The following is a 24,133-nucleotide window of genomic DNA, read 5'->3' as shown; positions in this document are numbered from 1 at the left end:
GTAAATCGGTTCGCCGCTTCTCGGCCGCAGGTGCGATCCTGGGTGCCGTATGTCTACTTCCTTCGCCGCCCTCCAGTCGGTCCTGGCCGAGGTCTCGCTGCGGGACTCCCACCGGCTCGGCCGCCGTCTCGAAGGCGCCCGCCGCATCCGCAAGCCCGAGGCCCGTGAGGCCGTCCTGGACGAGATCGCCGCCGAGGCGGCCAAGGCCAAGGAGCGCGTCGACGGGCGCGCCTCCCGCGTGCCCGCGGTCACCTATCCCGAGCAGCTCCCGGTCTCGCAGAAGAAGGACGAGATCCTGGAGGCGATACGCGACCACCAGGTCGTGATCGTCGCCGGTGAGACGGGCTCCGGAAAGACCACCCAGATCCCGAAGATCTGCCTGGAGCTCGGCCGGGGCGTCCGGGGCATGATCGGGCACACCCAGCCCCGCCGGATCGCGGCCCGCACGGTCGCGGAGCGCGTGGCCGAGGAGCTGAGGACCCCGCTCGGCGAGGCCGTCGGCTGGAAGGTCCGCTTCACCGACCAGGTGAACCCGGACGCGACCTTCGTGAAGCTGATGACGGACGGCATCCTGCTCGCCGAGATCCAGACGGACCGCGAGCTGCGCGCGTACGACACGATCATCATCGACGAGGCCCACGAGCGGTCCCTCAACATCGACTTCCTGCTCGGCTACCTGGCCCAGCTGCTGCCGAAGCGCCCCGACCTCAAGGTCGTCATCACCTCCGCGACGATCGACCCGGAGCGCTTCTCCCGCCACTTCGGGGACGCCCCGATCGTCGAGGTCAGCGGCCGTACGTACCCGGTCGAGGTCCGCTACCGCCCGCTCCTCGAAGAGGACAGCGAGGAGTCGGACCGGGACCAGATCACCGCGATCTGCGACGCCGTCGACGAGCTCCAGAAGGAGGGTCCGGGCGACGTCCTGGTCTTCCTCTCCGGAGAGCGCGAGATCCGCGACACGGCGGACGCGCTCACGAAGAAGAACCTCTTCAACACGGAGATCCTCCCGCTCTACGCGCGCCTGTCCCACGCCGAGCAGCACCGGGTCTTCCAGGCCCATTCCGGCCGCAGGGTCGTCCTCGCGACGAACGTCGCCGAGACCTCGCTGACCGTCCCCGGCATCAAGTACGTGATCGACCCGGGCACTGCCCGCATCTCGCGCTACTCGCACCGCACGAAGGTCCAGCGTCTGCCGATCGAGCCGGTCAGCCAGGCCAGCGCCAACCAGCGCAAGGGCCGCTGCGGCCGTACGAGCGACGGCATCTGCATCCGTCTCTACTCCGAGGACGACTTCCTCACCCGTCCGGAGTTCACGGACGCGGAGATCCTCCGGACGAACCTGGCCTCCGTCATCCTCCAGATGACCGCCGCCGGCCTCGGCGACATCGAGAAGTTCCCCTTCATCGACCCGCCGGACCACCGCAACATCCGGGACGGCGTCCAGCTCCTCCAGGAGCTCGGGGCGATCGACCCGAACGAGAAGGACCCGAAGAAGCGGCTGACCCAGCAGGGCCGGAAGCTCTCGCAGCTGCCCGTGGACCCCCGGCTCGCCCGGATGGTCCTGGAGGCCGACAAGAACGGCTGTGTCCGCGAGGTCATGGTCATCGCGGCGGCGCTCTCCATCCAGGACCCGCGCGAGCGGCCCTCGGAGAAGCAGGCGCAGGCCGACCAGCAGCACGCCCGCTTCAAGGACGAGACGAGCGACTTCCTCGCCTTCCTGAACCTGTGGCGGTACGTCCGCGAGCAGCAGAAGGAGCGGGGCTCCAGCTCCTTCCGCCGGATGTGCAAGCAGGAGTACCTGAACTTCCTGCGCATCCGCGAGTGGCAGGACATCTACAGCCAGCTCCGCACGGTCGCGAAGCAGATGGGCATCCACCTCAACGAGGAGGACGCTCCGGAGCAGTCCGTGCACGTCTCCCTCCTCTCCGGCCTGCTCTCCCACATCGGGCTCAAGGACGTGAAGGAGTCCAAGGAGAGCCAGGCCCGGGACCAGAAGCGCGAGAGCGGCCGGGGCGAGTACATCGGCGCCCGGAACGCCAAGTTCGCGATCTTCCCCGGCTCGGCGCTCTTCAAGAAGCCCCCGCGCTTCGTCATGTCCGCCGAGCTGGTCGAGACCTCGCGGCTCTGGGCCCGGGTCAACGCCCGGATCGAGCCCGAGTGGATCGAGCCGCTCGCCGAGCACCTGGTGAAGAAGACCTACAGCGAGCCGCACTGGGAGAAGGACCAGGCGGCCGTGATGGCCTTCGAGAAGGTGACGCTGTACGGCGTCCCGATCGTCGCCGACCGCAAGGTGAACTACGGCCGGATCGACCCGGAGGTCTCCCGCGACCTGTTCATCCGGAACGCGCTGGTCGAGGGCGACTGGCGGACGCACCACAAGTTCTTCTCGGACAACCGCAGACTTCTCACCGAGGTCGAGGAGTTGGAGCACCGCGCCCGGCGCCGGGACATCCTCGTCGACGACGAGACGCTCTTCGACTTCTACGACAAGCGCGTCCCCGAACACGTCGTGTCCGGAGCCCACTTCGATTCCTGGTGGAAGCACAAGCGCCACGAGGCACCGGAGTTCCTCGACTTCGAGCGCGAGATGCTCATCAACGAGAAGGCCGGCGCGGTCACCAAGGACGACTATCCGGACTCCTGGCGGCAGGGCCCGCTGAAGTTCCGGGTGACGTACCAGTTCGAGCCGGGAGCCGACGCGGACGGCGTGACCGTCCACGTCCCGCTCCAGGTCCTGAACCAGGTGACCGACGAGGGCTTCGAGTGGCAGATCCCGGGTCTGCGCGGCGAGGTCGTCACGGAGCTGATCCGCTCCCTGCCGAAGCCGATCCGCCGCCACTACGTGCCGGCGCCGAACTTCGCGACCCGCTTCCTCGACTCCGTGGTGCCCGTCCAGGAACCGCTGACGGGCGCGCTCGCCCGCGAGCTCCAGCGCATGGTCGGCGTCCCGGTCACGCCCGAGGACTTCGACTGGGCGAAGGTCCCCGAGCACCTCAAGGTGACCTTCCGGATCGTCGACGAGCGGCGCCGCAAGCTCGCCGAGGACAAGGACCTGGAGACCCTGCGGCTGAAACTGCGCCCCAAGGCCCGCCAGGCGCTCTCCAAGGCCGCCGCGGCGGCGACGGGGGGTCCTGACGGCTCCGGGCCCTCCCTGGAGCGCACGGGCCTCACGGAGTGGACGATCGGGACCCTGACGAAGGTCTTCGAGACCAAGCGCGGCGGCCAGCCGGTCAAGGCGTACCCGGCGCTCGTGGACGAGGGCGCGACCGTCGCCGTCCGGCTCTTCGACTCGGAGGCCGAGCAGGCTCAGGCGATGTGGCGGGGCACCCGGAAGCTGATCATGCTGAACATTCCGGTGAACCCGGCGAAGTTCGCCTCGGAGAAGCTGACCAACCAGCAGAAGCTGGCCCTGTCGTCGAACCCGCACGGCTCGATCCAGGCCCTCTTCGACGACTGCGCGACCGCGGCGGCGGACAAGCTGATCGCGGACCACGGCGGCCCCGCCTGGGACGAGGCCTCCTTCCGGAAGCTGTACGACAAGGTCCGCGCGGACCTGGTGGACACGACCGTGCGGACGGTGGGCCAGGTGCAGCAGATCCTGGCGGCCTGGCAGGCGTGCGAGCGGCGGCTCAAGTCGACGAACAGCCTGGCGCTGATCACCAACCTGACCGACGTGCGCGAGCAGCTGGCCTGGCTGGTCCCGGCCGGCTTCGTCACCCGTACGGGCCTCAAGCGGCTGCCCGACCTCATGCGGTACCTGGTGGCGGTGGACCGGCGGCTCCAGCAGATGGCCACGGGCGTCCAGCGGGACACCACCCGGATGGAGAAGGTCCACGAGATGCTCGACGAGTACGCGTGGCTGCTCGAACAGCTCCCGAAGGGCCGTCCGGTGCCGACGGAGGTCACCGACATCCGCTGGATGATCGAGGAGCTGCGGGTCAGCTACTTCGCGCACGCGCTGGGCACGGCGTACCCGATCTCGGACAAGCGGATCGTGAAGGCGATCGACGCCGCGGCCCCGTAGCGGGCGGGTTCGACCGCACCCCCTGACCTGCTGTACAGTCTGTCTCGCAGCCGCTTACGAGGGGCTGCGAGCAAGGCTCTGTGGAGCAGTTGGTTAGCTCGCCACCCTGTCAAGGTGGAGGTCGCGGGTTCAAGTCCCGTCAGAGTCGCCCGAAACGAAGGCCCGCATCGAAAGATGCGGGCCTTCGTCGTGTTGGCCCGGCGAGGGACGAAAGTCCCGCCGACGAGTGACCAACGCCGGGTCCCGGGGAGCCCTCCCGGTGGGACGCTGGGAGACGGAAGAGGCTCACGGCGGAGCCTGACGGGTGTGACGCGAGTCACTGAAAGTGTTTCAGAAACCGCTGCACTTACGCCTCTCCTACACCAGCCAGATTTAATATGTGCAATTGCACCACCCGCCGGCCGTCGGACGCGGGGACAAAAAAACGATCGCACCGGACCCGGCGGAGTCCAGTGCGATCGACGACGGAGGCCTGTTGGGGCAGGAAACCGTCAGCAGTGCTTGGGGTGGGCGACCGGATTGGGGGATCCGGACAGGCCCGGTGTTACGGGTGCTGCGGGGTGTTGAGCGAGCCTCAGGCCTCGCTGCGCTGCTGCGGAATACCCGCAAGCAGGGCACGAACCTCGGCCTCGCGGTAGCGGCGGTGCCCACCCAGGGTGCGGATGGACGTGAGCTTGCCCGCCTTCGCCCAACGGGTCACCGTCTTCGGGTCGACACGGAACATCGTGGCGACCTCGGCAGGGGTCAGCAGCGGCTCGGCATCAGGGGTGCGAGCGGTCATGAGCGGCCTCCTCGGGAGAACCGAACCAATCTCGGTTCTTTCCTCTAAATTCTGCACCTTGACCCGCCTTGCCCGAAATGGCAGAAGCGGGCCGAGTCGGTTATAGGACGAACGGCTTGTCCTCGGCACTACAACTACACCATCCGTCCAGCCACGTCGGCCAAACCGATGGAATTGCCCTCGCAGGTGTTCATCAGCGGCGGAAGTCGATGGACCATGCCATAACGGACAGTCACGCGTCTGTGACGATCAGTCACAGAGCGATCAGGAGTCCTCAGACCCCCCATAGAGTGCAATGTCGAGCGTTCCGCCCATAGTTGGACGGAAGGAACCCTCCCCGGACTCCTTGTCCTATTTTGGCACGAGGGTGGGTGATCGACGCAAGGGTGCGTTAAGTGCCGTCCGTCACGCTTGGGCCAAAGGCCCGGATCGGGACCAACGTCCCCGCCCGAAGGCGCGAAGGACCCGAGCACCAAAACCTTTGAAGATCATCTACACCGGCCGGACATGTCTTGTCGATGGCGACCTGACGAAGTTGCCCGGCATATGTCAGTTCGCGCCCCTGAGGTCCCTGACGGCCCGCCAGCGCTCCGCGAGCCGTCCGTAGACCTCGTCGGCCCGCTCGCCGTCCCCGGCCCGCAGCGCGGCGATCCCCTCGGCCATCCCGGCCGCCGACCGCTCCCCCGCCAGCCACGCCTCCGGGACCGCGTGCACGAGGCCCCCGAAGTCCAGCTCCACCATCGCCCGCGGATGGAACTCCTCCAGCCAGCGCCCCACGTCCACCAGGCTCTCCGTCATCGGCCCCTCGGCGGCCGCCTGCCGCAGCGCCCGCAGCGCCCGCGCGAGCCGTCGCCGCGCCTGCGCCATCGTCGTCCGGTAGACGAGCACCGGCGCCCGGCCCCGGCCGCCGCCCTCACCGGCCGGCTCCCCCGGCTCGTACACCCGCTCCTCGTCCCCGAAAAGCGTGAACCAGCGCAGCGGCACCTGCCAGAGCGCCGTACGGATCCACGGCCGCGCGTCCGGGTTCCGCTCCGCCCACCGCTCGTGGTCCGCCGTCACCTGCGCCCTGACCACCGGCGGCAGCATCGCGTCCAGCACCGACGCCGGATACGGGGACGGGCCGGACAGCAGCTCCTCCAGGGCCAGCCAGCCCCGCAGCCGCGTCCGCCACGGACAGATCACCACCACCCCGTCCAGGTGTGCGACGAAGGCGTCCCCGCTCTCGTGGACCGGCACCGGCACCGCGGGCGTCGGCAGCAGGTCCGCGAGGGAGCGCCGCAGCTCCTCCTGCGCCCCCGGCGCGCGCGTCCCCCCGGCGTGCCCCTCGGCGTACCGCGCCCAGTGGCTCCGTTCCGGCTCGGGGAACGCGGCCAGCGGCTCGTACACCCGCAGATAGGAGGCGTAGGGGACGGGGACCGAGGAGGCGACCGACATGGCGTGATCCTCCCAGAGAGGTACTCCCGGAGGGGGTGATCCCGCACGAGAGAGGGTGATCCTCGGCACTGCGGCCGTTCTACGCACAGGTAGGACTTACTCTCTTGCCGAACTGGTCCCTCCCCCACCCTTAGGGAGGGGCCGCAACCGCCGCTTCGTACTTGGGAGTCACCACCGTGACCGATGTGACCGGCGTTCCTGCTGCTGACGTACTGCACACCCTTTTCCACTCGGAACAGGGTGGCCACGAGCAAGTCGTGCTCTGCCAGGACCGCGCCTCCGGCCTCAAGGCCGTCATCGCCATCCACTCCACCGCCCTGGGCCCGGCCCTCGGCGGCACCCGCTTCTACCCGTACGCGAGCGAGGCCGCGGCGATCGCCGACGCGCTCAACCTCTCGCGCGGGATGTCGTACAAGAACGCCATGGCCGGCCTCGACCTGGGCGGCGGCAAGGCCGTCATCATCGGCGACCCGGAGACGATCAAGACGGAGGAGCTCCTCCTCGCCTACGGGCGCATGGTGGCCTCCCTCGGCGGGCGCTACGTGACGGCCTGCGACGTCGGCACCTACGTCGCCGACATGGACGTCGTCGCCCGTGAGTGCCAGTGGACGACCGGCCGCTCCCCCGAGAACGGCGGCGCCGGCGACTCCTCCGTCCTCACCGCCTTCGGCGTCTTCCAGGGCATGCGCGCCGCCGCGCAGACCGTCTGGGGCGACCCGACCCTCCGCGGCCGCAAGGTCGGCGTCGCGGGCGTCGGCAAGGTCGGCCACTACCTCGTCGAGCACCTCCTGGAGGACGGCGCCGAGGTCGTCATCACGGACGTGCGCGAGGAGTCGGTCCGCCGGATCACCGACAAGCACCCGCAGGTCACCGTCGTCGCCGACACGGCCGCCCTGGTCCGCGTCGAGGGCCTGGACGTGTACGCGCCCTGTGCCCTCGGCGGTGCCCTCGACGACGAGACCGTCTCCGTCCTCACCGCGAGGATCGTCTGCGGCGCGGCCAACAACCAGCTCGCGCACCCCGGTGTCGAGAAGGACCTGGAGGAGCGCGGCATCCTCTACGCGCCCGACTACGTGGTCAACGCCGGTGGCGTGATCCAGGTCGCCGACGAGCTGCACGGCTTCGACTTCGACCGGTGCAAGGCGAAGGCCACGCTGATCTTCGACACCACGCTGGCCATATTCGCTCGTGCGAAGGCGGACGGCATCCCGCCGGCCGCCGCCGCCGACCGGATCGCCGAGCAGCGGATGGCGGACGCCCGACGGGCCTGATCCGGCCGCGCGCGACCCGCCGGAGGGACGGAGAACGAGCGAAGTCGGCGAGACTTCACTCACGCCCTTCGGCGGGTCGTCGCGCGAGAAGAGGTTAAAATCGCGACTGACCAGCGAGGAAAGGGCGCCTCGAAGGTTCTGTACCGAGGTATGTGATGCGCACGGCGTACCGTAGACCGACGGAAACAGGTACCGTTGAAGCCCTACGGACCGGTCTCTCTGTCGAGAGCCCGTTCCGAATCATGAACGCGTGTCAAGACTCTGGGGTCATCGAGCCCCGTCACCGAGGGGGTCGAGCCATGGGGCGCGGCCGGGCAAAGGCCAAGCAGACCAAGGTCGCCCGCCAGCTGAAGTACAGCAGCGGCGGGACTGACCTGTCGCGTCTGGCCAATGAGCTGGGCGCTTCGACTTCGAACCAGCCGCCGAATGGCGAGCCGTTCGAGGACGACGACGAGGAAGACGACCCGTACGCGCAGTACGCGTCTCTCTACGACGACGAGGACGAGGACGAGGACGACGAGTCCGGTCCGTCGTCCCCACGTCGCGCTTGACCTTCTGAATCACCGAAACCCGGTCCGGTACACCTGGCCGGGTTTCTGTGCTGTCCCGACCCGGGCGCAGTGCCCCTGGAGCCTCCGGAGTCCCCTGGAGCCCCTGAGGCCTCTGTACGTACGCGAACGGCCCCGCACGCCCCCTGGAGGGGTGCGGGGCCGTTCCCGTACCGCTTACTTCGCGTAGTCGCCGACCAGCTCGGCGCCGGTGGCGTGGTCGCCGCGCTCGGTGATCTCGCCCGCGACCCAGGCCTCGACCCCGCGGTCCGCGAGGGTCGTGAGGGCCGCGTCCACCGAGTCGGCCGGGACGACGGCCATCATGCCGACGCCCATGTTCAGCGTCTTCTCCAGCTCCAGGCGCTCCACCTGACCGGCCTTGCCGACCAGGTCGAAGATCGCGCCCGGGGTCCAGGTGGAGCGGTCCACGGTGGCGTGCAGGCCGTCCGGGATCACCCGGGCCAGGTTGGCCGCGAGGCCGCCGCCCGTGATGTGGCTGTACGCGTGGACGTCCGTGGTCCGGGTGAGGGCCAGGCAGTCCAGCGAGTAGATCTTCGTGGGCTCCAGGAGCTCCTCGCCGAGCGTCCGGCCGAGCTCCTCGACCTGCTGGTCGAGGGTCATGCCGGCGCGGTCGAAGACCACGTGCCGGACGAGCGAGTACCCGTTGGAGTGAAGACCCGAGGACGCCATGGCGATGACCGCGTCCCCCGTACGGATGCGATCGGCGCCGAGCAGCCGGTCGTACTCCACGACACCCGTGCCGGCACCGGCGACGTCGAAGTCGTCCGGGCCGAGGAGGCCCGGGTGCTCCGCCGTCTCGCCGCCGACGAGGGCGCAGCCGGCGAGGACGCAGCCCTCGGCGATGCCCTTGACGATGGCGGCCACCCGCTCGGGGTGGACCTTGCCGACACAGATGTAGTCGGTCATGAAGAGCGGCTCGGCACCGCAGACGACGATGTCGTCCATGACCATCGCGACCAGGTCGTGGCCGATCGTGTCGTACACGCCCATCTGGCGGGCGATGTCGACCTTCGTGCCGACGCCGTCGGTCGCGGAGGCGAGCAGCGGACGCTCGTAGCGCTTGAGGGCGGAGGCGTCGAAGAGGCCGGCGAAACCGCCGAGGCCGCCGAGGACCTCGGGACGCTGCGTCTTCTTCACCCACTCCTTCATGAGCTCGACGGCGCGGTCGCCCGCTTCGATGTCGACGCCCGCGGACGCGTAGGAGGCACCGGTGGTCTCGGTCATGGTGATGAGAGCTTTCGTGTCGTACTACGGAACTACGGGCTTACGGGCGACGGAGCGCGTCGGCGGCCGCGGTGGCGGCGGGGCCGGCCGCGAGCTCGGTCTCCAGGAGCTGCTTGCCGAGGAGCTCGGGGTCCGGAAGCTCCATCGGGTACTCGCCGTCGAAGCAGGCACGGCAGAGGTTCGGCTTCTGGATGGTGGTCGCCTCGATCATCCCCTCCAGGGAGATGTACGAGAGCGAGTCCGCCCCGAGCGACGTGCCGATCTCCTCGATCGACATGCCGTTGGCGATCAGCTCCGCGCGGGTCGCGAAGTCGATGCCGAAGAAGCAGGGCCACTTGACCGGCGGCGAGGAGATCCGGATGTGGATCTCGGCCGCGCCGGCCTCGCGGAGCATCCGGACCAGCGCGCGCTGGGTGTTGCCGCGGACGATCGAGTCGTCGACGACCACCAGGCGCTTGCCCTTGATGACTTCCTTGAGGGGGTTCAGCTTCAGCCGGATGCCCAGCTGGCGAATGGTCTGGGAGGGCTGGATGAAGGTGCGCCCGACGTAGGCGTTCTTCACCAGGCCCGCGCCGAAGGGGATGCCCGAGGCCTCGGCGTAGCCGATGGCGGCCGGCGTGCCGGACTCCGGCGTCGCTATCACCAGGTCGGCCTCGACGGGCGCCTCCTTGGCCAGGCGTCGGCCCATCTCCACGCGGGAGAGGTAGACGTTCCGGCCGGCGATGTCCGTGTCGGGACGCGCCAGGTAGACGTACTCGAAGACACAGCCCTTGGGCTTCGCTTCCGCGAATCGCGAGGTGCGGATGCCGTTCTCGTCGATCGCGATCATCTCGCCCGGCTCGACCTCGCGGACGTAGCTGGCGCCGCAGATGTCGAGGGCGGCGGACTCGGAGGCGACGACCCAGCCGCGCTCGAGACGGCCGAGGACCAGCGGGCGGATGCCCTGCGGGTCACGGGCCGCGTAGAGCGTGTGCTCGTCCATGAAGACGAGGGAGAAGGCGCCCCGGACGTCGGGGAGGACCTTCGCGGCGGCCTGCTCGATGGTGAGCGGCTCGCCGTCCTCGTCGACCTGGGCCGCGAGGAGCGCGGTGAGCAGGTCGGTGTCGTTGGTCGCGGCCACCCGGGTGGAGCGGCCTTCCTTCTTGGGAAGGTCGGCGACCATCTCGGCGAGCTGGGCCGTGTTCACCAGGTTGCCGTTGTGGCCGAGCGCGATCGAGCCGTGGGCGGTCGCCCTGAACGTCGGCTGCGCGTTCTCCCACACGGAAGCCCCGGTGGTCGAGTAGCGGGCGTGACCGACCGCGATATGACCCTGGAGGGAACCGAGAGAAGTCTCGTCGAAGACCTGGGAGACAAGTCCCATGTCCTTGAAGACGAGGATCTGGGAGCCGTTGCTAACCGCGATTCCCGCGGATTCCTGACCCCGATGCTGGAGGGCGTAGAGCCCGAAGTACGTGAGCTTTGCGACCTCTTCACCCGGAGCCCAGACACCGAAGACGCCACAAGCGTCCTGGGGGCCTTTCTCACCGGGGAGCAAGTCGTGATTGAGTCGACCGTCTCCGCGTGGCACGTTTCCGAGTGTAGACGGGCTCGACCACTGGTCCGAATTGAGGAAAAGCGGAGGTGGCCGGGCTCGTGGGATCACACGAAATGATCAACTCGGCCTTGGAGGGGCCCACGAGGCAGGCGCCGGAAGGGTTCCCGGCCCCCGCAGCCCCGTGAGCGGACGCTCGTACCAGCTCCCGGCGCCCCCGGCGATGTGACGGAGTGCACCTTCTTTCGACTCCCGCTACCCCTCCGCCCTGGCCCCGAGGCCCTCGCCGGAAGCGTCGGTGAGGGTCAGCGTTCGGTGGTTCAGCCGATAGGTCAGCGGTCCGTCGAGGAGCTCGTACAGCTTCGTCTCCAGACGCATCTGCGGCGGCGTGCAGATCATGCGGGTGGTCGCCGCAGGGCCCTCGACCGTCAGGGTGGTGCCGTCGACGCGGGCGGCGGCGGAGAAGTTGTTGCAGCCGAGGTTGCCGGAGACCCGGCCGTCCTCGCCGATCGTGAACTTCGCCTTCGCACCGCTGCCCTCCGGCAGCGAGGAGGCCGAATCCCCCGAGACGAGGGAGTCGATCTTCCACGTGGTGCCCCGCAGCGGCGCGTCCGGCTCCGAGGTCAGGGCGAGGCTCCTGGCGCCGTCGGCCGAGGCCAGGGTGAGCCGCTCGCCCTTGACCGTGGCCTTCAGCGGACCCGAGAAGGCCGCGATCAGGTCCCTCTCGAAGCGCCCCCGGTCGCCGGTGCAGGCCATCATGCTGATCTCCTGCTGCGTCACGGTGACGGTCGAGCCGTCGACGGCGGCCGAGACCCCGAAGGCGTTGCAGCCGGTGCTGCCCTTGGCGCTGCCGTCCTCCGCGAACTCGACATGCGCGCCGGGCGGAGCGACGGCCTTGCGGCCGTCGATCGTGACGGCGTCGATCGTCCAGTACGTCCCCGCGAGGGGGATCCCGGGATCGAGCGTCCCCGCCGGGGTCGCGCCGCGACCTCCCGCGGTCCCGCAGGCGGCGAGGAGGAGGGCGAGGGGGACCAGGGCGGCGAGTGCGGCGCGGGGCTTCGGCATGGAGGTGGGACGGAGCCGGCCCCCGTACGGTTCCGCGGGCTACCCCATGACGGGCAGGAAGTCCGTCAGATCGGCCCGCTCGCCGCTCGCGCTCACGCGGGCCGCCTCGCGCTCCGCCGCCCACTCCGTCCGGCCCGTCGCCAGCCTGATCCAGGTCAGCGGGTCCGTCTCGACGACGTTGGGCGGGGTGCCCCGGGTGTGCCGGGGACCCTCCACGCACTGCACGACCGCGTACGGCGGGATCCGCACCTCCACCGCGCCGCCGGGGGCCTTCGTCGCGAGGGCGTCCGCGAGGAGCCGGGCGCAGGCCGCGAGCGCCTGCCGGTCGTACGGGACGTCCGCGCCGGTCGCCGCGTTCAGGTCGTCGGTGTGGACGACCAGCTCCACGGTCCGGGTCACGAGGAAGTCGCCCAGGGACATCGCCCCGAAGCGGGTCGTCACGAGCCGCTCGTCGGAGGCCGCCGCGAGCCGCTCCTCGAAGACCGCGAGCGTCCGGTCGAACAGCGCCGGCAGGTCGTCCGTGGCGATCGCCCGGGTGTCCTCGTCGATGCCGGCCGCACCCTTCGCGGTCGCGAGCGGCCAGTCGGCGAGAGCGAGTTCACGCCGTACGGGCTCCGCCTCCGCGAGGCGCTGCGAGAGCGAGCCGAGCACCATCGTCAGATGCGCGAGCAGCTCCCGTACGGTCCAGTCGCCGAGCCGCGTCGGCCCGTCGAGCGCCTCGGACGGCAGCGCGGCGGCCGCGTCCCGTACATGCCCGAACTGGGCGAGCACGGCGGCCCTGGTCTTGGCGGAGTCGTACCGGCGGGGGCGCTTCTTGGCGGGTGGCATGGCCCGAGGCTAGCGCCGAGACTGGAGAAGGAAGGTCCCCTTTTCCGCGAGAGGCTGTGACGGGACCATGACCCACCACGAGCACCCCGACGCCGCCCTCGTGCGGCGGGGCTACGAAGCCTTCAAGACCGGTGACATGGAGACGCTGGGCTCCATGATGACCAGCGACTGCACGCACCACTCCCCGGGCACCACCCGCTTCGGCGGCCACTTCAAGGGCCGGGACAACATCCTCGCCATGTACCGGGACCTGGGCGCGTACACCGGCGGCACCATGCGCGTCGAGCTGGGCACGATCAGCGTCGACGGACGCGGCCACGCCATCGCGAGCCACACGTGGTTCGCCGAACACGGCGACCGGGGCATCGAGATGCCCGGCGCCCTGTTCTTCACCCTCATCGGCGACAAGGTCTCCGACATCGACGAATGCGTGGAGGACATCGACGAGCTCGACGCCTTCTACTCCCTGGACGGCTGAGGACGCGGAAGAGCCCCCACCCGGAAGGGGCGGGGGCTCACACCGTACGCGTACCGACGATCAGGCCAGCAGGGCCGGGATCGTGGCCTCGTGGGCCTCGCGGAGCTCCGTGAGGGAGAGCGCGAACTCGCCCTGCACGTCCACCGCGTCGCCGTCGACGACACCGATGCGGGTCGCCGGCAGGCCCCGCGCACCGCACATGTCGGTGAAGCGGAGCTCCTCGCTGCGCGGGACGGCGACGACCGCACGGCCCGCCGACTCGCTGAAGAGGAAGGTGAAGGCGTCCAGGCCCTCGGGGACGACCAGGCGCGCGCCGTTCCCGCCGCGCAGGCAGGACTCGACGACCGCCTGCACGAGACCGCCGTCGGACAGGTCGTGCGCCGCGTCGATCATGCCGTCGCGGGAGGCCGAGATGAGGATCTCGCCGAGCAGCTTCTCGCGGTCGAGGTCCACGGCCGGCGGCATGCCGCCGAGGTGCTGGTGGATGACCTCGGACCACGCCGAGCCGCCGAACTCCTCGCGCGTGTCGCCGAGCAGGTAGAGGAGCTGGCCCTCTTCCGCGAAGGCGATCGGCGTACGGCGGTTCACGTCGTCGATCACACCGAGCACGGCCACGACCGGCGTCGGGTGGATCGCGGTCTCGCCCGTCTGGTTGTAGAGCGAGACGTTGCCGCCGGTGACCGGGGTGCCGAGCTGGAGGCAGCCGTCCGCGAGACCACGGGTGGCCTCGGCGAACTGCCACATCACGGCCGGGTCCTCGGGCGAACCGAAGTTCAGGCAGTCCGAGATGGCGAGCGGCTTGGCACCGGAGGCGGCGACGTTGCGGTACGCCTCCGCCAGCGCGAGCTGCGCACCCGTGTACGGGTCGAGCTTCGCGTACCGGCCGTTGCCGTCGGTCGCCATGGCCACGCCGAGGTTGGTCTCCTCGTCGATGCGGACCATGCCGGCGTCCTCGGGCTGCGCCAGGACCGTGTTGCCCTGCACGAACCGGTCGTACTGGTCCGTGATCCAGGACTTCGAGGCCTGGTTCGGCGAGGAGACGAGCTTGAGGACCTGGTCCTTGAGCTCGGCGCCGTCCTGCGGACGGGGCAGCTTGCCCGCGTCGTCCGCCTGGAGGGCGTCCTGCCAGTCCGGGCGCGCGTACGGCCGGTGGTAGGTCGGGCCCTCGTGGGCGACGGAGCGCGGCGGCACGTCGACGATCTGCTCGCCGTGCCAGAAGATCTCCAGGCGCTCGCCCTCGGTGACCTCACCGATGACGACCGCGATGACGTCCCACTTCTCGCAGATCTCCAGGAAGCGGTCGACGTGCTGCGGCTCGACGATCGCGCACATGCGCTCCTGCGACTCGCTCATGAGGATTTCCTCGGGCGAGAGCGTGGCGTCGCGCAGGTGGACCTTCTCCAGGTCGACCCGCATGCCGCCGGAGCCCGCGGAGGCCAGCTCGGACGTGGCGCAGGAGAGCCCGGCGCCGCCGAGGTCCTGGATGCCCGCGACGAGCTTCTCCTGGAAGATCTCCAGGGTGCACTCGATGAGGAGCTTCTCCTGGAAGGGGTCGCCGACCTGGACGGCGGGGCGCTTGGCCGGCTTGGTGTCGTCGAAGGTCTCGGACGCGAGGACCGAGACGCCGCCGATGCCGTCGCCGCCCGTGCGGGCGCCGTACAGGATGACCTTGTTGCCGGGGCCGGAGGCCTTGGCGAGGTGGATGTCCTCGTGCTTCATCACGCCGATGCAGCCGGCGTTGACGAGGGGGTTGCCCTGGTAGCAGGAGTCGAAGACGACCTCGCCGCCGATGTTGGGCAGGCCGAGGCAGTTGCCGTAGCCGCCGATGCCGGCGACGACACCGGGCAGCACGCGCTTGGTGTCGGGGTGGTCGGCCGCGCCGAAACGCAGCGGGTCGACGACCGCGACCGGGCGGGCACCCATGGCGAGGATGTCGCGGACGATGCCGCCGACGCCGGTGGCCGCGCCCTGGTAGGGCTCGATGTACGAGGGGTGGTTGTGCGACTCGACCTTGAAGGTGACCGCGTACCCCTGGCCGACGTCGACGACGCCGGCGTTCTCGCCGATGCCGACGAGCATGGCGTCGTTGACGGGGGTCTTCTCGCCGAACTGCTTCAGGTGGACCTTGCTGCTCTTGTAGGAGCAGTGCTCGGACCACATGACGGAGTACATGGCGAGCTCGGCGCCGGTGGGACGGCGGCCGAGGATCTCGCGGATGCGCGCGTACTCGTCCTCCTTGAGGCCGAGCTCCTTCCAGGGCTGCTCGCTGTCCGGCGTCTCGCTCGCGTGCTTGACGGTGTCGAGGCTCATCAGGCGTTGACCAGCTTCTTGAGGATCGAGGTGAAGAAACCGAGGCCGTCCGTCTTGCCGGTGCCGATCAGCGGCTCGACGGCGTGCTCCGGGTGCGGCATGAGGCCGACCACGTTGCCCGCGGCGTTGGTGATGCCGGCGATGTCGCGGAGCGAGCCGTTGGGGTTCACGTCCAGGTAGCGGAAGGCCACCCGCCCCTCGGCCTCCAGCTCGTCGAGCGTGCGCTCGTCGGCGACGTACCGGCCGTCCATGTTCTTGAGCGGGACCTCGATCTCCTGGCCCTTGACGTAGTCAGAGGTCCAGGCGGTCTCCGCGTTCTCCACCCGCAGCTTCTGGTCGCGGCAGATGAAGTGGAGGTGGTTGTTGCGCAGCATCGCGCCCGGCAGCAGGTGGGCCTCGGTGAGGATCTGGAAGCCGTTGCAGATGCCGAGGACGGGCATGCCCGCCTTCGCCTGCTCGATGATCGTCTCCATCACCGGCGAGAAGCGGGAGATGGCTCCGGCCCGCAGGTAGTCGCCGTAGGAGAAGCCGCCGGCCAGGACCACGGCGTCGACCTGCTTGAGGTCCTTGTCGCGGTGCCAGAGCGAGACGGGCTCGGCGCCCGCCAGGCGGGCGGCACGCAGCGCGTCCTGATCGTCGAGCGTTCCGGGGAAGGTGACGACGCCGATGCGTGCGGTCACGACTCGACCCTCACGACGAAGTCTTCGATCACGGTGTTGGCAAGGAAGGTTTCGGCCATCTCATGGATGCGGGCGAGGGCGGCGTCGTCGACCGGTCCCTCCACCTCCAGCTCGAAGCGCTTCCCCTGACGGACGTCGGTGACTCCGGCGAATCCCAGGCGAGGCAGTGCACGCTGCACCGCCTGCCCCTGAGGGTCCAGAATCTCCGGCTTGAGCATGACGTCGACTACGACGCGTGCCACTGGCACTCCCGGTGGTGTGTTGCGTGGGCGGTCCGCTCAGCGTACCTGCCTCCAAATTCTACGCGGGTAGAGATCTGAAGGATCCTCCAAAGAGATCACCAAAGCTCCATGAACCATCCGCGAACGGACCACGAACCCGTCCCGCATCGCGCGTGCACATCCGCGCACAAAATTCCAGCGAAATATTGCGGGCCCCAATCCGGCGGGACACGCTGAAACAATTGCCGGGGCTTCACAATGCGATGCCCGCCGCTGTACAAAGGAATCCAGAGCAGAACAGCATTGCTTCGGCACAGCCGACCGTCCGGCATCGCCGCACGTCAGAGGTGCCACAAGCACCTCGCGACCCCGGCGGCCGCAGGAAAGGACCGATATCCGTGGCTCAGCGAGTGGTAGTCACTCTCTCCGACGACATCGACGGTGGAGAAGCAGCTGAAACGGTCGCGTTCGGCCTCGACGGCAGGACATACGAGATCGACCTGAATGCTGCCAATGCCGAGAAACTCCGCAAGACCCTCGCGCCCTACCTCGCCGCCGGCCGCAAGCAGTCGTCCGGGTCCGGAAACGTGACAGGCGCCACCAGGCGCCCCTCCGCCGCGACCTTCACGCACACCTCGCTCGCCCCCGACCCGGCGGCGGTCCGCGCCTGGGCCCAGTCCAACAAGATGGACGTGCCGGCCCGCGGCCGCATCCCGAAGAGGGTGTACGAGGCCTTCCGCGCGGCGAGCTGAGCGGAGCCCAGGTGCGGGGCCCGGGAGCCGCGCGGCGGGGCCCGGGAGCGGATTTGCGTTCCACCCCCCATGATCCGCTAGAGTCTGGAACACGCCGAGGGGCAAGGCCGCAAAGCCGAACCTCACGCAGCGTGCGGGTGTAGTTCAGTAGCAGAACATCCCCCTTCCAGGGGGAAGGCGCAGTGTGCAATTCCTGTCACCCGCTCTGCATCGCATTACCAAGCACTCCGGTGCATCAGGTAGAGTGGTGCTCGCACCGCCCGATGAAAGTCGGTCGGAGGCATGCGGACGTGGCTCAGCTGGTAGAGCATCACCTTGCCAAGGTGAGGGTCGCGAGTTCGAATCTCGTCGTCCGCTCAGGAAAGTCGAAGGCCCCGGTTCTCTGAACCGGGGCCTTCGACGTGTGCACCCTGCACCTCCCCGCATGACATTTGTCAGTCAGGGCGGTGACAGCGCGCACTGCCGAACGCCCCGCGCCGCCCCGAGTCTGGGTACATGACCAACGCGATCGAAGCGGAAGGCCTGCGCCGCAGCTACTCCGGCGGCTTCGAGGCCGTGCGCGGCCTCTCCTTCACCGTCCCCCGCGGGGAGATCTTCGCCCTCCTCGGCACCAACGGCGCCGGCAAGACCTCCACCGTCGAGCTCCTCGAGGGCCTCGCCGCCCCGAGCGCCGGAACCGCCCGGGTCCTCGGCCACGACCCGTACCGCGAGCGGGCCGCCGTCCGCCCCCGCATCGGCGTGATGCTCCAGGAAGGCGGCTTCCCCAGCGATCTCACGGTGGCCGAAACCGTACGGATGTGGGCCGGCTGCACCAGCAACGCCAGGCCCGCCGCCGAAGCCCTCGCCGAGACCGGGCTCACCGGGCGGGAGCGCGTACGGATCAAGCAGCTCTCCGGCGGCGAGCGGCGCCGCCTCGACCTCGCCCTCGCGCTCCTCGGCCGCCCCGAGGTCCTCTTCCTCGACGAGCCGACCACCGGCCTCGACGCGGAGGGCCGCCGCGACACCTGGGAGCTCGTCCGGCGGCTGCGCGACGGCGGCACCACCGTCCTCCTCACCACGCACTACCTGGAGGAGGCCGAGTCCCTCGCCGACCGGCTCGCGATCATGCACGCCGGGCAGATCGTCCTCTCCGGGACGCCCGCCGAGGTCACCGCCGCCCGGCCCGCCCGGATCCGCTTCGCCCTCCCCGCCGACGTCCCCGCCGCGCGCCTCCCGCTGGGCCTGCGGGCCGCCGCGGACGGCCGACGCGTCGAGATCCGTACGTACGAGCTCCAGGACGCGCTCGGCGAACTCCTCGGCTGGGCCCGGGAACACGGCGTACGGCTCGAAGGGCTCGACGCCCGCTCGGCCACCCTCGAAGAGGCGTTCCTGGAGATCGCGTCCGACACCGGGATCGCGTCCAGCACCGGAATCGCGTCCGGCACCGGAATCGCGTCCGACACCGACCGGCAGGAGGCCGACGTCCGATGAGCTCGACCACCGTGGCACGCACCCGGATCCTCGCCCTCGGGCGGGCCGAACTCACCCTCCTCGGCCGGAACAAGAACAACCTCTTCATCGCCCTGCTCATGCCGCTGCTCATGATCTTCCTGCTGCGGTCCTCGCTCGGGCAGATGGGCCCGGAGGAGCTCCCCGGCGGCATGGCGGCGGCCACCCTCGTCGGCGGGACCGGACTCGTCCTCGTCCTCGTCGTCTACATGGGCCTCACCTCCGCCCTCGTGGCCCGCCGCGAGGAACTCGTCCTCAAGCGGCTGCGCACCGGCGAGGCCACCGACCCGGAGATCCTCGGCGGCGCCGCGCTCCCGTCCGCCGCCATCGCCCTCGTCCAGTGCGCCGTCCTGTCCGTCGGCGGCGCCCTCGTCCTCGACGTCCCCGCACCGCACCGTCCCGACCTGCTGGTCCTCGGCCTGCTCGCCGCCATCCCGCTGCTCGTGGGGCTGGCCGCCGCGACCACCGCCATCACGCGGAACGTCGAGAGCGCGGGCCTCACCACCATGCCGTTCTTCCTGGTCTCCGCGATGGGCTCCGGGCTCATGGTCCCCCGCGACCTCCTCCCCGACGTCGTCGCGAGCCTCGCCCAACTGCTGCCGCTCAGCGGGGTCATGGAGCTCGTCCGGGCCGGCTGGCTCGGCGTCGGCGACACCAAGGACCTCGTGACCGCCGTGCTCAACACGCTGGCCTGGGGTGTCCTCACCGTGTTTGCTGTCCGGAAGTGGTTCCGCTGGGAACCCCGCAGGTAGACGGGGTAGGGGAAGGGAGGCCGGGCACGTGTCCAGGCTGACGGGGTGGTGGAGCCGGCGCGGGAACGCGGCCAAGGTGGAGCTGTACACGCGGTGGAGCTTCCACTTCTTCGCGGTCGTCGAGATCGCCTCGATCGGCCTGGTGCCGGTCGCGGAAGCCGGTGACGACCCGGCGGCCACCCCCCTCGGCCTCGCGCTCGCGCTGACGCTGCTCGTCTGCGCGCACGCCGTGCTGAACGCCGTGCTCTCCTCGCGCGCCCTGGACTGGGTCCTGGACCGGCGCGACCGGCCGGTCCGGCTGGCCGCCGCGCAGATCGCCCTCACGGCGGCGGGAGCCCTGGCCGTCATCGTGCTGCGGGCCACGGGAGCGCTCGAAGCCGCCGAATCCGCGGTCTCCGTCGTCGTCGGCATGGTCTCCTTCACCCTCAGCGGCCTCGTGCTCTGCGTGCGCCGGACCCGGCGCATGCTGTACGTCGTCCCCGGCACGGCCCTCGTCACCGGCGCCGCGACAGCGCTCGCGGGCCTCCACCCGGCCGAGGGCCTCGGCTCCGCCGTCGCCATCACCGTGGGCGGCTACTTCCTCGTCGCCGCCTGCGGCTTCTCCGCCTGGCTGATGAAGATCGTCTGGGAGCTGGAACGTTCCCGCGACCTCAAGGCCCGCCTCGCCGTCGCCGAGGAGCGGCTGCGGTTCGGCCGGGACCTCCACGACATCCTCGGCCGGAACCTGTCCGTGATCGCCCTCAAGAGCGAGCTCGCCGTCCAGCTCGCCCGGCGCGAACGCCCCGAGGCCGTCGACCAGATGACCGAGGTCCAGCGGATCGCCCGCGAGTCCCAGCGAGAGCTGCGGGACGTCGTACGCGGCTACCGCGAGGCCGATCTACGGGTGGAACTGGAGGGCGCCAGGGGCGTGCTCGACGCCGCCGGGATCGCCTGCGAGGTCACGTCCGACGTGCCCGCCCTCCCCGACGAGGTGCAGGCCGCGCTCGGCTGGGTCGTCCGGGAGACGACGACGAACGTGCTGCGGCACGGGGACGCGCGGCGGTGCGCCATCGCCGTACGGGAGGAGGGCGGCGCCGTGGTGCTGACCGTGGAGAACGACGGGGTGGAACGGGCAGGCGGCGGGGGCGCCGCCACACGGACCGGTTCCGGGCTCGCCGGACTGCGCGAGCGGATCGCTGCCGTCGGCGGAAGCCTGGACGCGGGCCCCGGCGGCGACGGTACGTTCCGGGTGGCCGCCCGCATTCCGCTGCCGCCCCCGACCCGCCCGGGAGGCCACCGCGTCCCGGAGGCCCGGGCGGAGACCCGGGCGGAGACCTGGGCCGGAGCCCGTACCGAGACCCGTACCGAGGGGGAGCGATGACCGAGTCCGTACGCGTGCGCGTGCTGCTCGCCGATGACGAGCATCTGATCCGGGGTGCCCTCGCCGCGCTGCTCGGGCTCGAGGACGACCTCGTCGTCGTCGCCGAGGCCGCGACCGGGCCCGAGGCGCTCGCCATGGCGCTCGCCCACCGGCCCGACGTCGCCGTGCTCGATCTCCAGATGCCGGGCGCCGACGGTGTGACGGTCGCCACATCCCTCCGCGAGGAACTGCCCTCCTGCCGGACCATGATCGTGACCGGTCACGGCCGCCCCGGGCACCTCAAGCGGGCCCTCTCCGCCGGCGTCCGCGGCTTCGTTCCGAAGACCGTCAGTGCCCAGCGGCTCGCCGAGATCATCCGTACCGTCCACGCCGGAAACCGTTACGTGGACCCGGAGTTGGCCTCCGACGCCATCGCCGCCGGGGACTCCCCGCTGACCGCCCGCGAGGCCGAGGTCCTGGAGTTCTCGGCCGACGGAGCGCCCGTCACGGAGATCGCCAGGCGCGCCTCGCTCTCCCCCGGAACCGTCCGGAACTACCTCTCCTCGGCCGCCGCGAAGCTCGGTGCCGAGAACCGTCACACGGCCGTGCGTCTCGCACAGGCGAAAGGATGGGTATAGTTAGCCCCGCGCTACGGCGCATGCGGACGTGGCTCAGCTGGTAGAGCATCACCTTGCCAAGGTGAGGGTCGCGAGTTCGAATCTCGTCGTCCGCTCAGTGAAGAAGCCCCCGGTCGATCCGACCGGGGGCTTCTTCGTGTGTCCCGTGCGCCTTAGGGCCTGTCCGGCCGTGATCCGCCGGACAGGCCCTAGAAGGCGTCCGACCAGGCCTTGCCGGTCAGGAGCTCGTACGCCTCCAGGTACTTCGCGCGGGTCGCGTCGACGACCTCCTGCGGGAGCGGCGGCGGCGGGGTCTCGCTCTTGCGGTCCCAGCCGGAGGCCGGGGAGGTCAGCCAGTCCCGGACGAACTGCTTGTCGTACGAGGGCTGGGCGTGACCCGGCTCCCACAGGTCGGCCGGCCAGAAGCGCGAGGAGTCCGGGGTGAGGACCTCGTCGGCGAGGACGAGGGTCTCCCCGTCGAAACCGAACTCGAACTTCGTGTCCGCCAGGATGATCCCGCGCTCGCGGGCGATGTCCCGGGCCCGGCCGTAGACGGCGAGGGTCGTCTGGCGCAGCTGCGCGGCGGTCTCGGCGCCGACCTGGCGGGCGACCTCCTCGTACGACACGTTCTCGTCGTGGTCGCCGACGGCGGCCTTCGTCGCCGGGGTGAAGATCGGCGCGGGCAGCTCGGAGCCGTCGGTGAGGCCCTCGGGCAGCGCGACGCCGCAGACCGTGCGGGACGCGTTGTACTCCAGGAGCCCGGAGCCGGCGAGGTAGCCGCGGGCGACGCACTCGACCTGCACCATGTCGAGCGACTTGCAGATCGTGGTGCGGCCTGCCCAGTCGGCGGGGGCGCCCGCGGGGAGCTCGGTGGAGATCACGTGGTGCGGGACCAGGTCGGAGAGCTGGTCGAACCACCACAGCGAGAGCTGGGTGAGGACCCGGCCCTTGTCGGGGATCTCGGTGGGCAGGACCCAGTCGTACGCGGAGATGCGGTCGCTGGCGACCATGACGAGGTCCCCGGCCTCGTTCCGGTACAGGTCGCGGACCTTGCCCGTGTGGAGATGGGTAAGGCCCGGGACCTGGACGGGCTCGGGCTTTTCTACGAATCCGGACACGGTTCCTCCGCGTAGGTTGATCCAGGAGCGAGTCCGATTCTCTCGCATGCGGGGAGGGGCGTGACGGCCGGGCCCGTCCGGTCCCGGCGCTCCCCGGTCACTCCCTCTTGCAGATGCGGTCGAGGAGGTTCGCCGTGGCGCGCTGGATCCGGGAATCGACATGGCCCGGGCGGTCGAGCGCCGGGGACCAGGCGAAGGTGCCGGAGGCGAAGACCCAGGCGCCCGAGGGCGCCTTGTAGAGCGAGGTCTCCTGGTGGCGGACGGCGCCGTCGCCGTCCCGGTAGGGCGAGTGGGCGAGCAGGATGCGGCCCTCGTGCTCGGGGAGCGCCGTGCGCGGGAAGTAGCGGTCGGCCTCGCCCGCGACCAGGCCGGGGAGCTCGTCGCCCTCGCCGGCGCCGGTGGCCTCCCAGAGCCAGTGCTCCGCGTTCCGTACGACCAGCGGGTGCGGTTCGGGCACCCGCCCCGCGTACTGGATGCCGAGCAGGCGCTGCTCGGGGCGGTCGACCTCGCGCCAGAGCGCGGAACGGCCGGGGCCGCGGCGCTTGCGGCAGGTGAGCAGGCGGTCGGGGACCCCGGACGGGGAGGGGCCGAGCTCCACCTGCCAGTACATGGTGTTGGCGGAGAGGAAGACGAGCGACGTGCCCTGCTCGCGGGCGAGCTCGGCGGTACGGCGCATGGGTGCCGACCAGTACTCGTCGTGGCCCGGGAAGACCAGGCCCCGGTAGCGGGTCGGGTCGACGCGGCCCGCGTGCAGGTCGCGGGTCTCGGCGTACGCCAGGTCGTACCCGTACCGCTCGGCCCAGCGGATGAAGTCGTAGGCGTGGCCGACGTGGAGCGGGAGGCCCGCGCCCGCGTACGGCCGGTCGAAGGAGACGGTGACGGCCGCGTCCTCCTCGCCGAGCAGCCGGCCCTCCTCGTCCCAGGCGTGGTAGAGGCTGGCGCCCGTCCGCCCGTCCTCCGGGTACAGGTTGTACGCCTGCCAGGTCACGTCCGGGAGGACGAGGAGGAGGTCCGCCGGGTGGCCGTCGCGGACCGTGAAGGGGATGTGGGAGCGGTAGCCGTCGGCGGTGGTGAGGACCGCGACGTACGCCCCGAGCGTCCAGTACGAGGGGACCTGGAGCCGCCAGGACTGCCACCAGTGGTGGCAGGAGACCGTGCGGTCGGCGGTGAGGGGCGCGGGCTGGACGATCCCGGAGAGGCGCGGGCTCGTGGTGATCTTCGCGGCGCCGTCGCCGCCGTAATGACCGATCCGGTACACGTCGACGAGGAACTCCTGCGGCGGGTCGACGGTGACGTGGAAGTCGATCGACTCGCCGGGCGCCACCGCGCTGGTCGACGCGAAGCCCTTGATCTGACGCTTCACGTCGTCGGCCGTGCGCGGGCCGCCGCTGCGGCCCCGGGCGAGGGTCTCGTCCGCGTACCAGGGGACCAGATGGCCCGTGTCGTCGAAGTAGTTCTCCGAGCCGCGCAGCCAGGGCAGGGGGCCCTGGCCGAAGGGATCGCTCACGGCGTGCGCGAGCGCGCCGGACTCCCAGCGCCTGATCTGGTCCGCCCCCATGCTGCGCCCCTCCCTCGACTCCCCCGGTCGGCTGGTTGGTCAGTGCCTGTGGTTCTTGCCTTTGTCAGTGCCTGTCTCCAGCACATCACATAA

Annotated in this window: 20 protein-coding genes and 4 tRNA genes; 13 read left to right on the top strand and 11 right to left on the bottom strand. The window is 70.4% G+C overall.

What is annotated here, in order from left to right:
• Positions 1-49: 49 nt before the first annotated feature.
• Positions 50-4,024 (top strand): ATP-dependent RNA helicase HrpA, encoded by a 3,975-nt coding sequence (hrpA, locus tag ACFC0Z_RS21520; protein ID WP_376440189.1) that lies wholly within the window; start codon positions 50-52, stop codon positions 4,022-4,024.
• A 74-nt stretch (positions 4,025-4,098) separates the two neighbouring features.
• A tRNA-Asp gene (locus tag ACFC0Z_RS21515) sits at positions 4,099-4,172 on the top strand.
• Between the two features lie 426 nt (positions 4,173-4,598).
• Here the strand turns inward: ACFC0Z_RS21515 and bldC are convergent.
• The gene (gene bldC / locus ACFC0Z_RS21510; RefSeq protein ID WP_003949541.1) at positions 4,599-4,805 is read right to left on the bottom strand and encodes a developmental transcriptional regulator BldC; all 207 of its coding nucleotides are present in this window, start codon (positions 4,803-4,805) and stop codon (positions 4,599-4,601) included.
• Between the two features lie 549 nt (positions 4,806-5,354).
• A complete protein-coding gene (locus ACFC0Z_RS21505) occupies positions 5,355-6,239 on the bottom strand; it encodes a hypothetical protein (RefSeq protein ID WP_376440187.1) in 885 nt (294 codons plus the stop codon).
• A 176-nt stretch (positions 6,240-6,415) separates the two neighbouring features.
• Here ACFC0Z_RS21505 and ACFC0Z_RS21500 point away from each other — a divergent pair, with 176 nt between their 5' ends.
• Positions 6,416-7,510, top strand: a complete 1,095-nt coding sequence (locus tag ACFC0Z_RS21500) for a Leu/Phe/Val dehydrogenase (RefSeq protein ID WP_376440184.1) — start codon at positions 6,416-6,418, stop codon at positions 7,508-7,510.
• Positions 7,511-7,809: 299 nt separating this feature from the next.
• Positions 7,810-8,061: a DUF3073 domain-containing protein gene (locus ACFC0Z_RS21495; protein WP_024756846.1), complete on the top strand. Its 252-nt coding sequence runs from the start codon at positions 7,810-7,812 to the stop codon at positions 8,059-8,061.
• Between the two features lie 174 nt (positions 8,062-8,235).
• Here the strand turns inward: ACFC0Z_RS21495 and purM are convergent, their stop codons facing one another.
• From purM to ACFC0Z_RS21475, 4 genes are all read right to left on the bottom strand, one after another.
• Entirely contained in the window at positions 8,236-9,303 is a 1,068-nt protein-coding gene (gene purM / locus ACFC0Z_RS21490) for a phosphoribosylformylglycinamidine cyclo-ligase (protein ID WP_376440181.1), read from the bottom strand.
• A 40-nt stretch (positions 9,304-9,343) separates the two neighbouring features.
• Entirely contained in the window at positions 9,344-10,870 is a 1,527-nt protein-coding gene (gene purF / locus ACFC0Z_RS21485) for an amidophosphoribosyltransferase (protein ID WP_360797875.1), read from the bottom strand.
• Between the two features lie 219 nt (positions 10,871-11,089).
• Complete coding sequence (locus ACFC0Z_RS21480) at positions 11,090-11,899, bottom strand: META domain-containing protein (RefSeq protein ID WP_376440178.1); 810 nt, start codon at positions 11,897-11,899, stop codon at positions 11,090-11,092.
• Between the two features lie 39 nt (positions 11,900-11,938).
• Positions 11,939-12,727 carry a sterol carrier family protein gene (locus ACFC0Z_RS21475; protein ID WP_376440175.1) on the bottom strand — a complete coding sequence of 263 codons (789 nt, stop codon included), beginning with the start codon at positions 12,725-12,727 and terminating at the stop codon, positions 11,939-11,941.
• Between the two features lie 67 nt (positions 12,728-12,794).
• Here ACFC0Z_RS21475 and ACFC0Z_RS21470 point away from each other — a divergent pair, with 67 nt between their 5' ends.
• Positions 12,795-13,205, top strand: coding sequence for a nuclear transport factor 2 family protein (locus ACFC0Z_RS21470; protein ID WP_376440172.1), 411 nt, complete (start codon positions 12,795-12,797; stop codon positions 13,203-13,205).
• A 60-nt stretch (positions 13,206-13,265) separates the two neighbouring features.
• On the opposite strand, the gene purL is transcribed toward ACFC0Z_RS21470, so the two are convergent.
• From purL to purS, 3 genes are read right to left on the bottom strand one after another with little or no spacing between them, the layout of a single operon-like run.
• Positions 13,266-15,515: a phosphoribosylformylglycinamidine synthase subunit PurL gene (gene purL, locus ACFC0Z_RS21465; protein ID WP_376440170.1), complete on the bottom strand. Its 2,250-nt coding sequence runs from the start codon at positions 15,513-15,515 to the stop codon at positions 13,266-13,268.
• Positions 15,515-16,195: a phosphoribosylformylglycinamidine synthase subunit PurQ gene (gene purQ / locus ACFC0Z_RS21460; protein ID WP_376440168.1), complete on the bottom strand. Its 681-nt coding sequence runs from the start codon at positions 16,193-16,195 to the stop codon at positions 15,515-15,517. The genes purL and purQ overlap by 1 nt, the downstream gene beginning before the upstream one ends.
• On the bottom strand, positions 16,192-16,437 hold the full coding sequence (gene purS / locus ACFC0Z_RS21455; protein WP_376440165.1) for a phosphoribosylformylglycinamidine synthase subunit PurS: 246 nt from the start codon (positions 16,435-16,437) through the stop codon (positions 16,192-16,194). The genes purQ and purS overlap by 4 nt, the downstream gene beginning before the upstream one ends.
• 377 nt (positions 16,438-16,814) lie before the next feature.
• Here purS and ACFC0Z_RS21450 point away from each other — a divergent pair, with 377 nt between their 5' ends.
• From ACFC0Z_RS21450 to ACFC0Z_RS21415, 8 genes are all read left to right on the top strand, one after another.
• The gene (locus ACFC0Z_RS21450) at positions 16,815-17,168 is read left to right on the top strand and encodes an Lsr2 family protein (protein WP_376440163.1); all 354 of its coding nucleotides are present in this window, start codon (positions 16,815-16,817) and stop codon (positions 17,166-17,168) included.
• Between the two features lie 133 nt (positions 17,169-17,301).
• Positions 17,302-17,373: transfer RNA gene (locus tag ACFC0Z_RS21445), tRNA-Gly, on the top strand.
• Positions 17,374-17,452: 79 nt separating this feature from the next.
• Positions 17,453-17,525, top strand: a tRNA-Gly gene (locus ACFC0Z_RS21440).
• Between the two features lie 138 nt (positions 17,526-17,663).
• Positions 17,664-18,638 (top strand): ABC transporter ATP-binding protein, encoded by a 975-nt coding sequence (locus tag ACFC0Z_RS21435; protein WP_376440160.1) that lies wholly within the window; start codon positions 17,664-17,666, stop codon positions 18,636-18,638.
• Positions 18,635-19,408, top strand: a complete 774-nt coding sequence (locus tag ACFC0Z_RS21430) for an ABC transporter permease (protein WP_376440158.1) — start codon at positions 18,635-18,637, stop codon at positions 19,406-19,408. The genes ACFC0Z_RS21435 and ACFC0Z_RS21430 overlap by 4 nt, the downstream gene beginning before the upstream one ends.
• 28 nt (positions 19,409-19,436) lie before the next feature.
• Entirely contained in the window at positions 19,437-20,768 is a 1,332-nt protein-coding gene (locus ACFC0Z_RS21425; RefSeq protein ID WP_376440155.1) for a sensor histidine kinase, read from the top strand.
• Positions 20,765-21,385, top strand: a complete 621-nt coding sequence (locus tag ACFC0Z_RS21420) for a response regulator (protein WP_376440152.1) — start codon at positions 20,765-20,767, stop codon at positions 21,383-21,385. Before ACFC0Z_RS21425 ends, ACFC0Z_RS21420 begins: the two co-directional genes overlap by 4 nt.
• A 22-nt stretch (positions 21,386-21,407) precedes the next feature.
• Positions 21,408-21,480 (top strand) — tRNA-Gly (locus ACFC0Z_RS21415).
• A gap of 93 nt (positions 21,481-21,573) precedes the next feature.
• On the opposite strand, the gene ACFC0Z_RS21410 is transcribed toward ACFC0Z_RS21415, so the two are convergent.
• Positions 21,574-22,482, bottom strand: coding sequence for a phosphoribosylaminoimidazolesuccinocarboxamide synthase (locus ACFC0Z_RS21410; protein WP_376440150.1), 909 nt, complete (start codon positions 22,480-22,482; stop codon positions 21,574-21,576).
• A gap of 97 nt (positions 22,483-22,579) precedes the next feature.
• Positions 22,580-24,040, bottom strand: coding sequence for a N,N-dimethylformamidase beta subunit family domain-containing protein (locus tag ACFC0Z_RS21405; protein ID WP_376440147.1), 1,461 nt, complete (start codon positions 24,038-24,040; stop codon positions 22,580-22,582).
• Positions 24,041-24,133: the final 93 nt, after the last annotated feature.

The sequence above is a fragment of the Streptomyces sp. NPDC056144 genome (assembly GCF_042264145.1).
Classification (GTDB): Bacteria; Actinomycetota; Actinomycetes; order Streptomycetales; family Streptomycetaceae; genus Streptomyces.
Note: the sequence above shows the minus strand (reverse complement) of the source record. Positions and strands in the feature narration are given on the sequence as shown.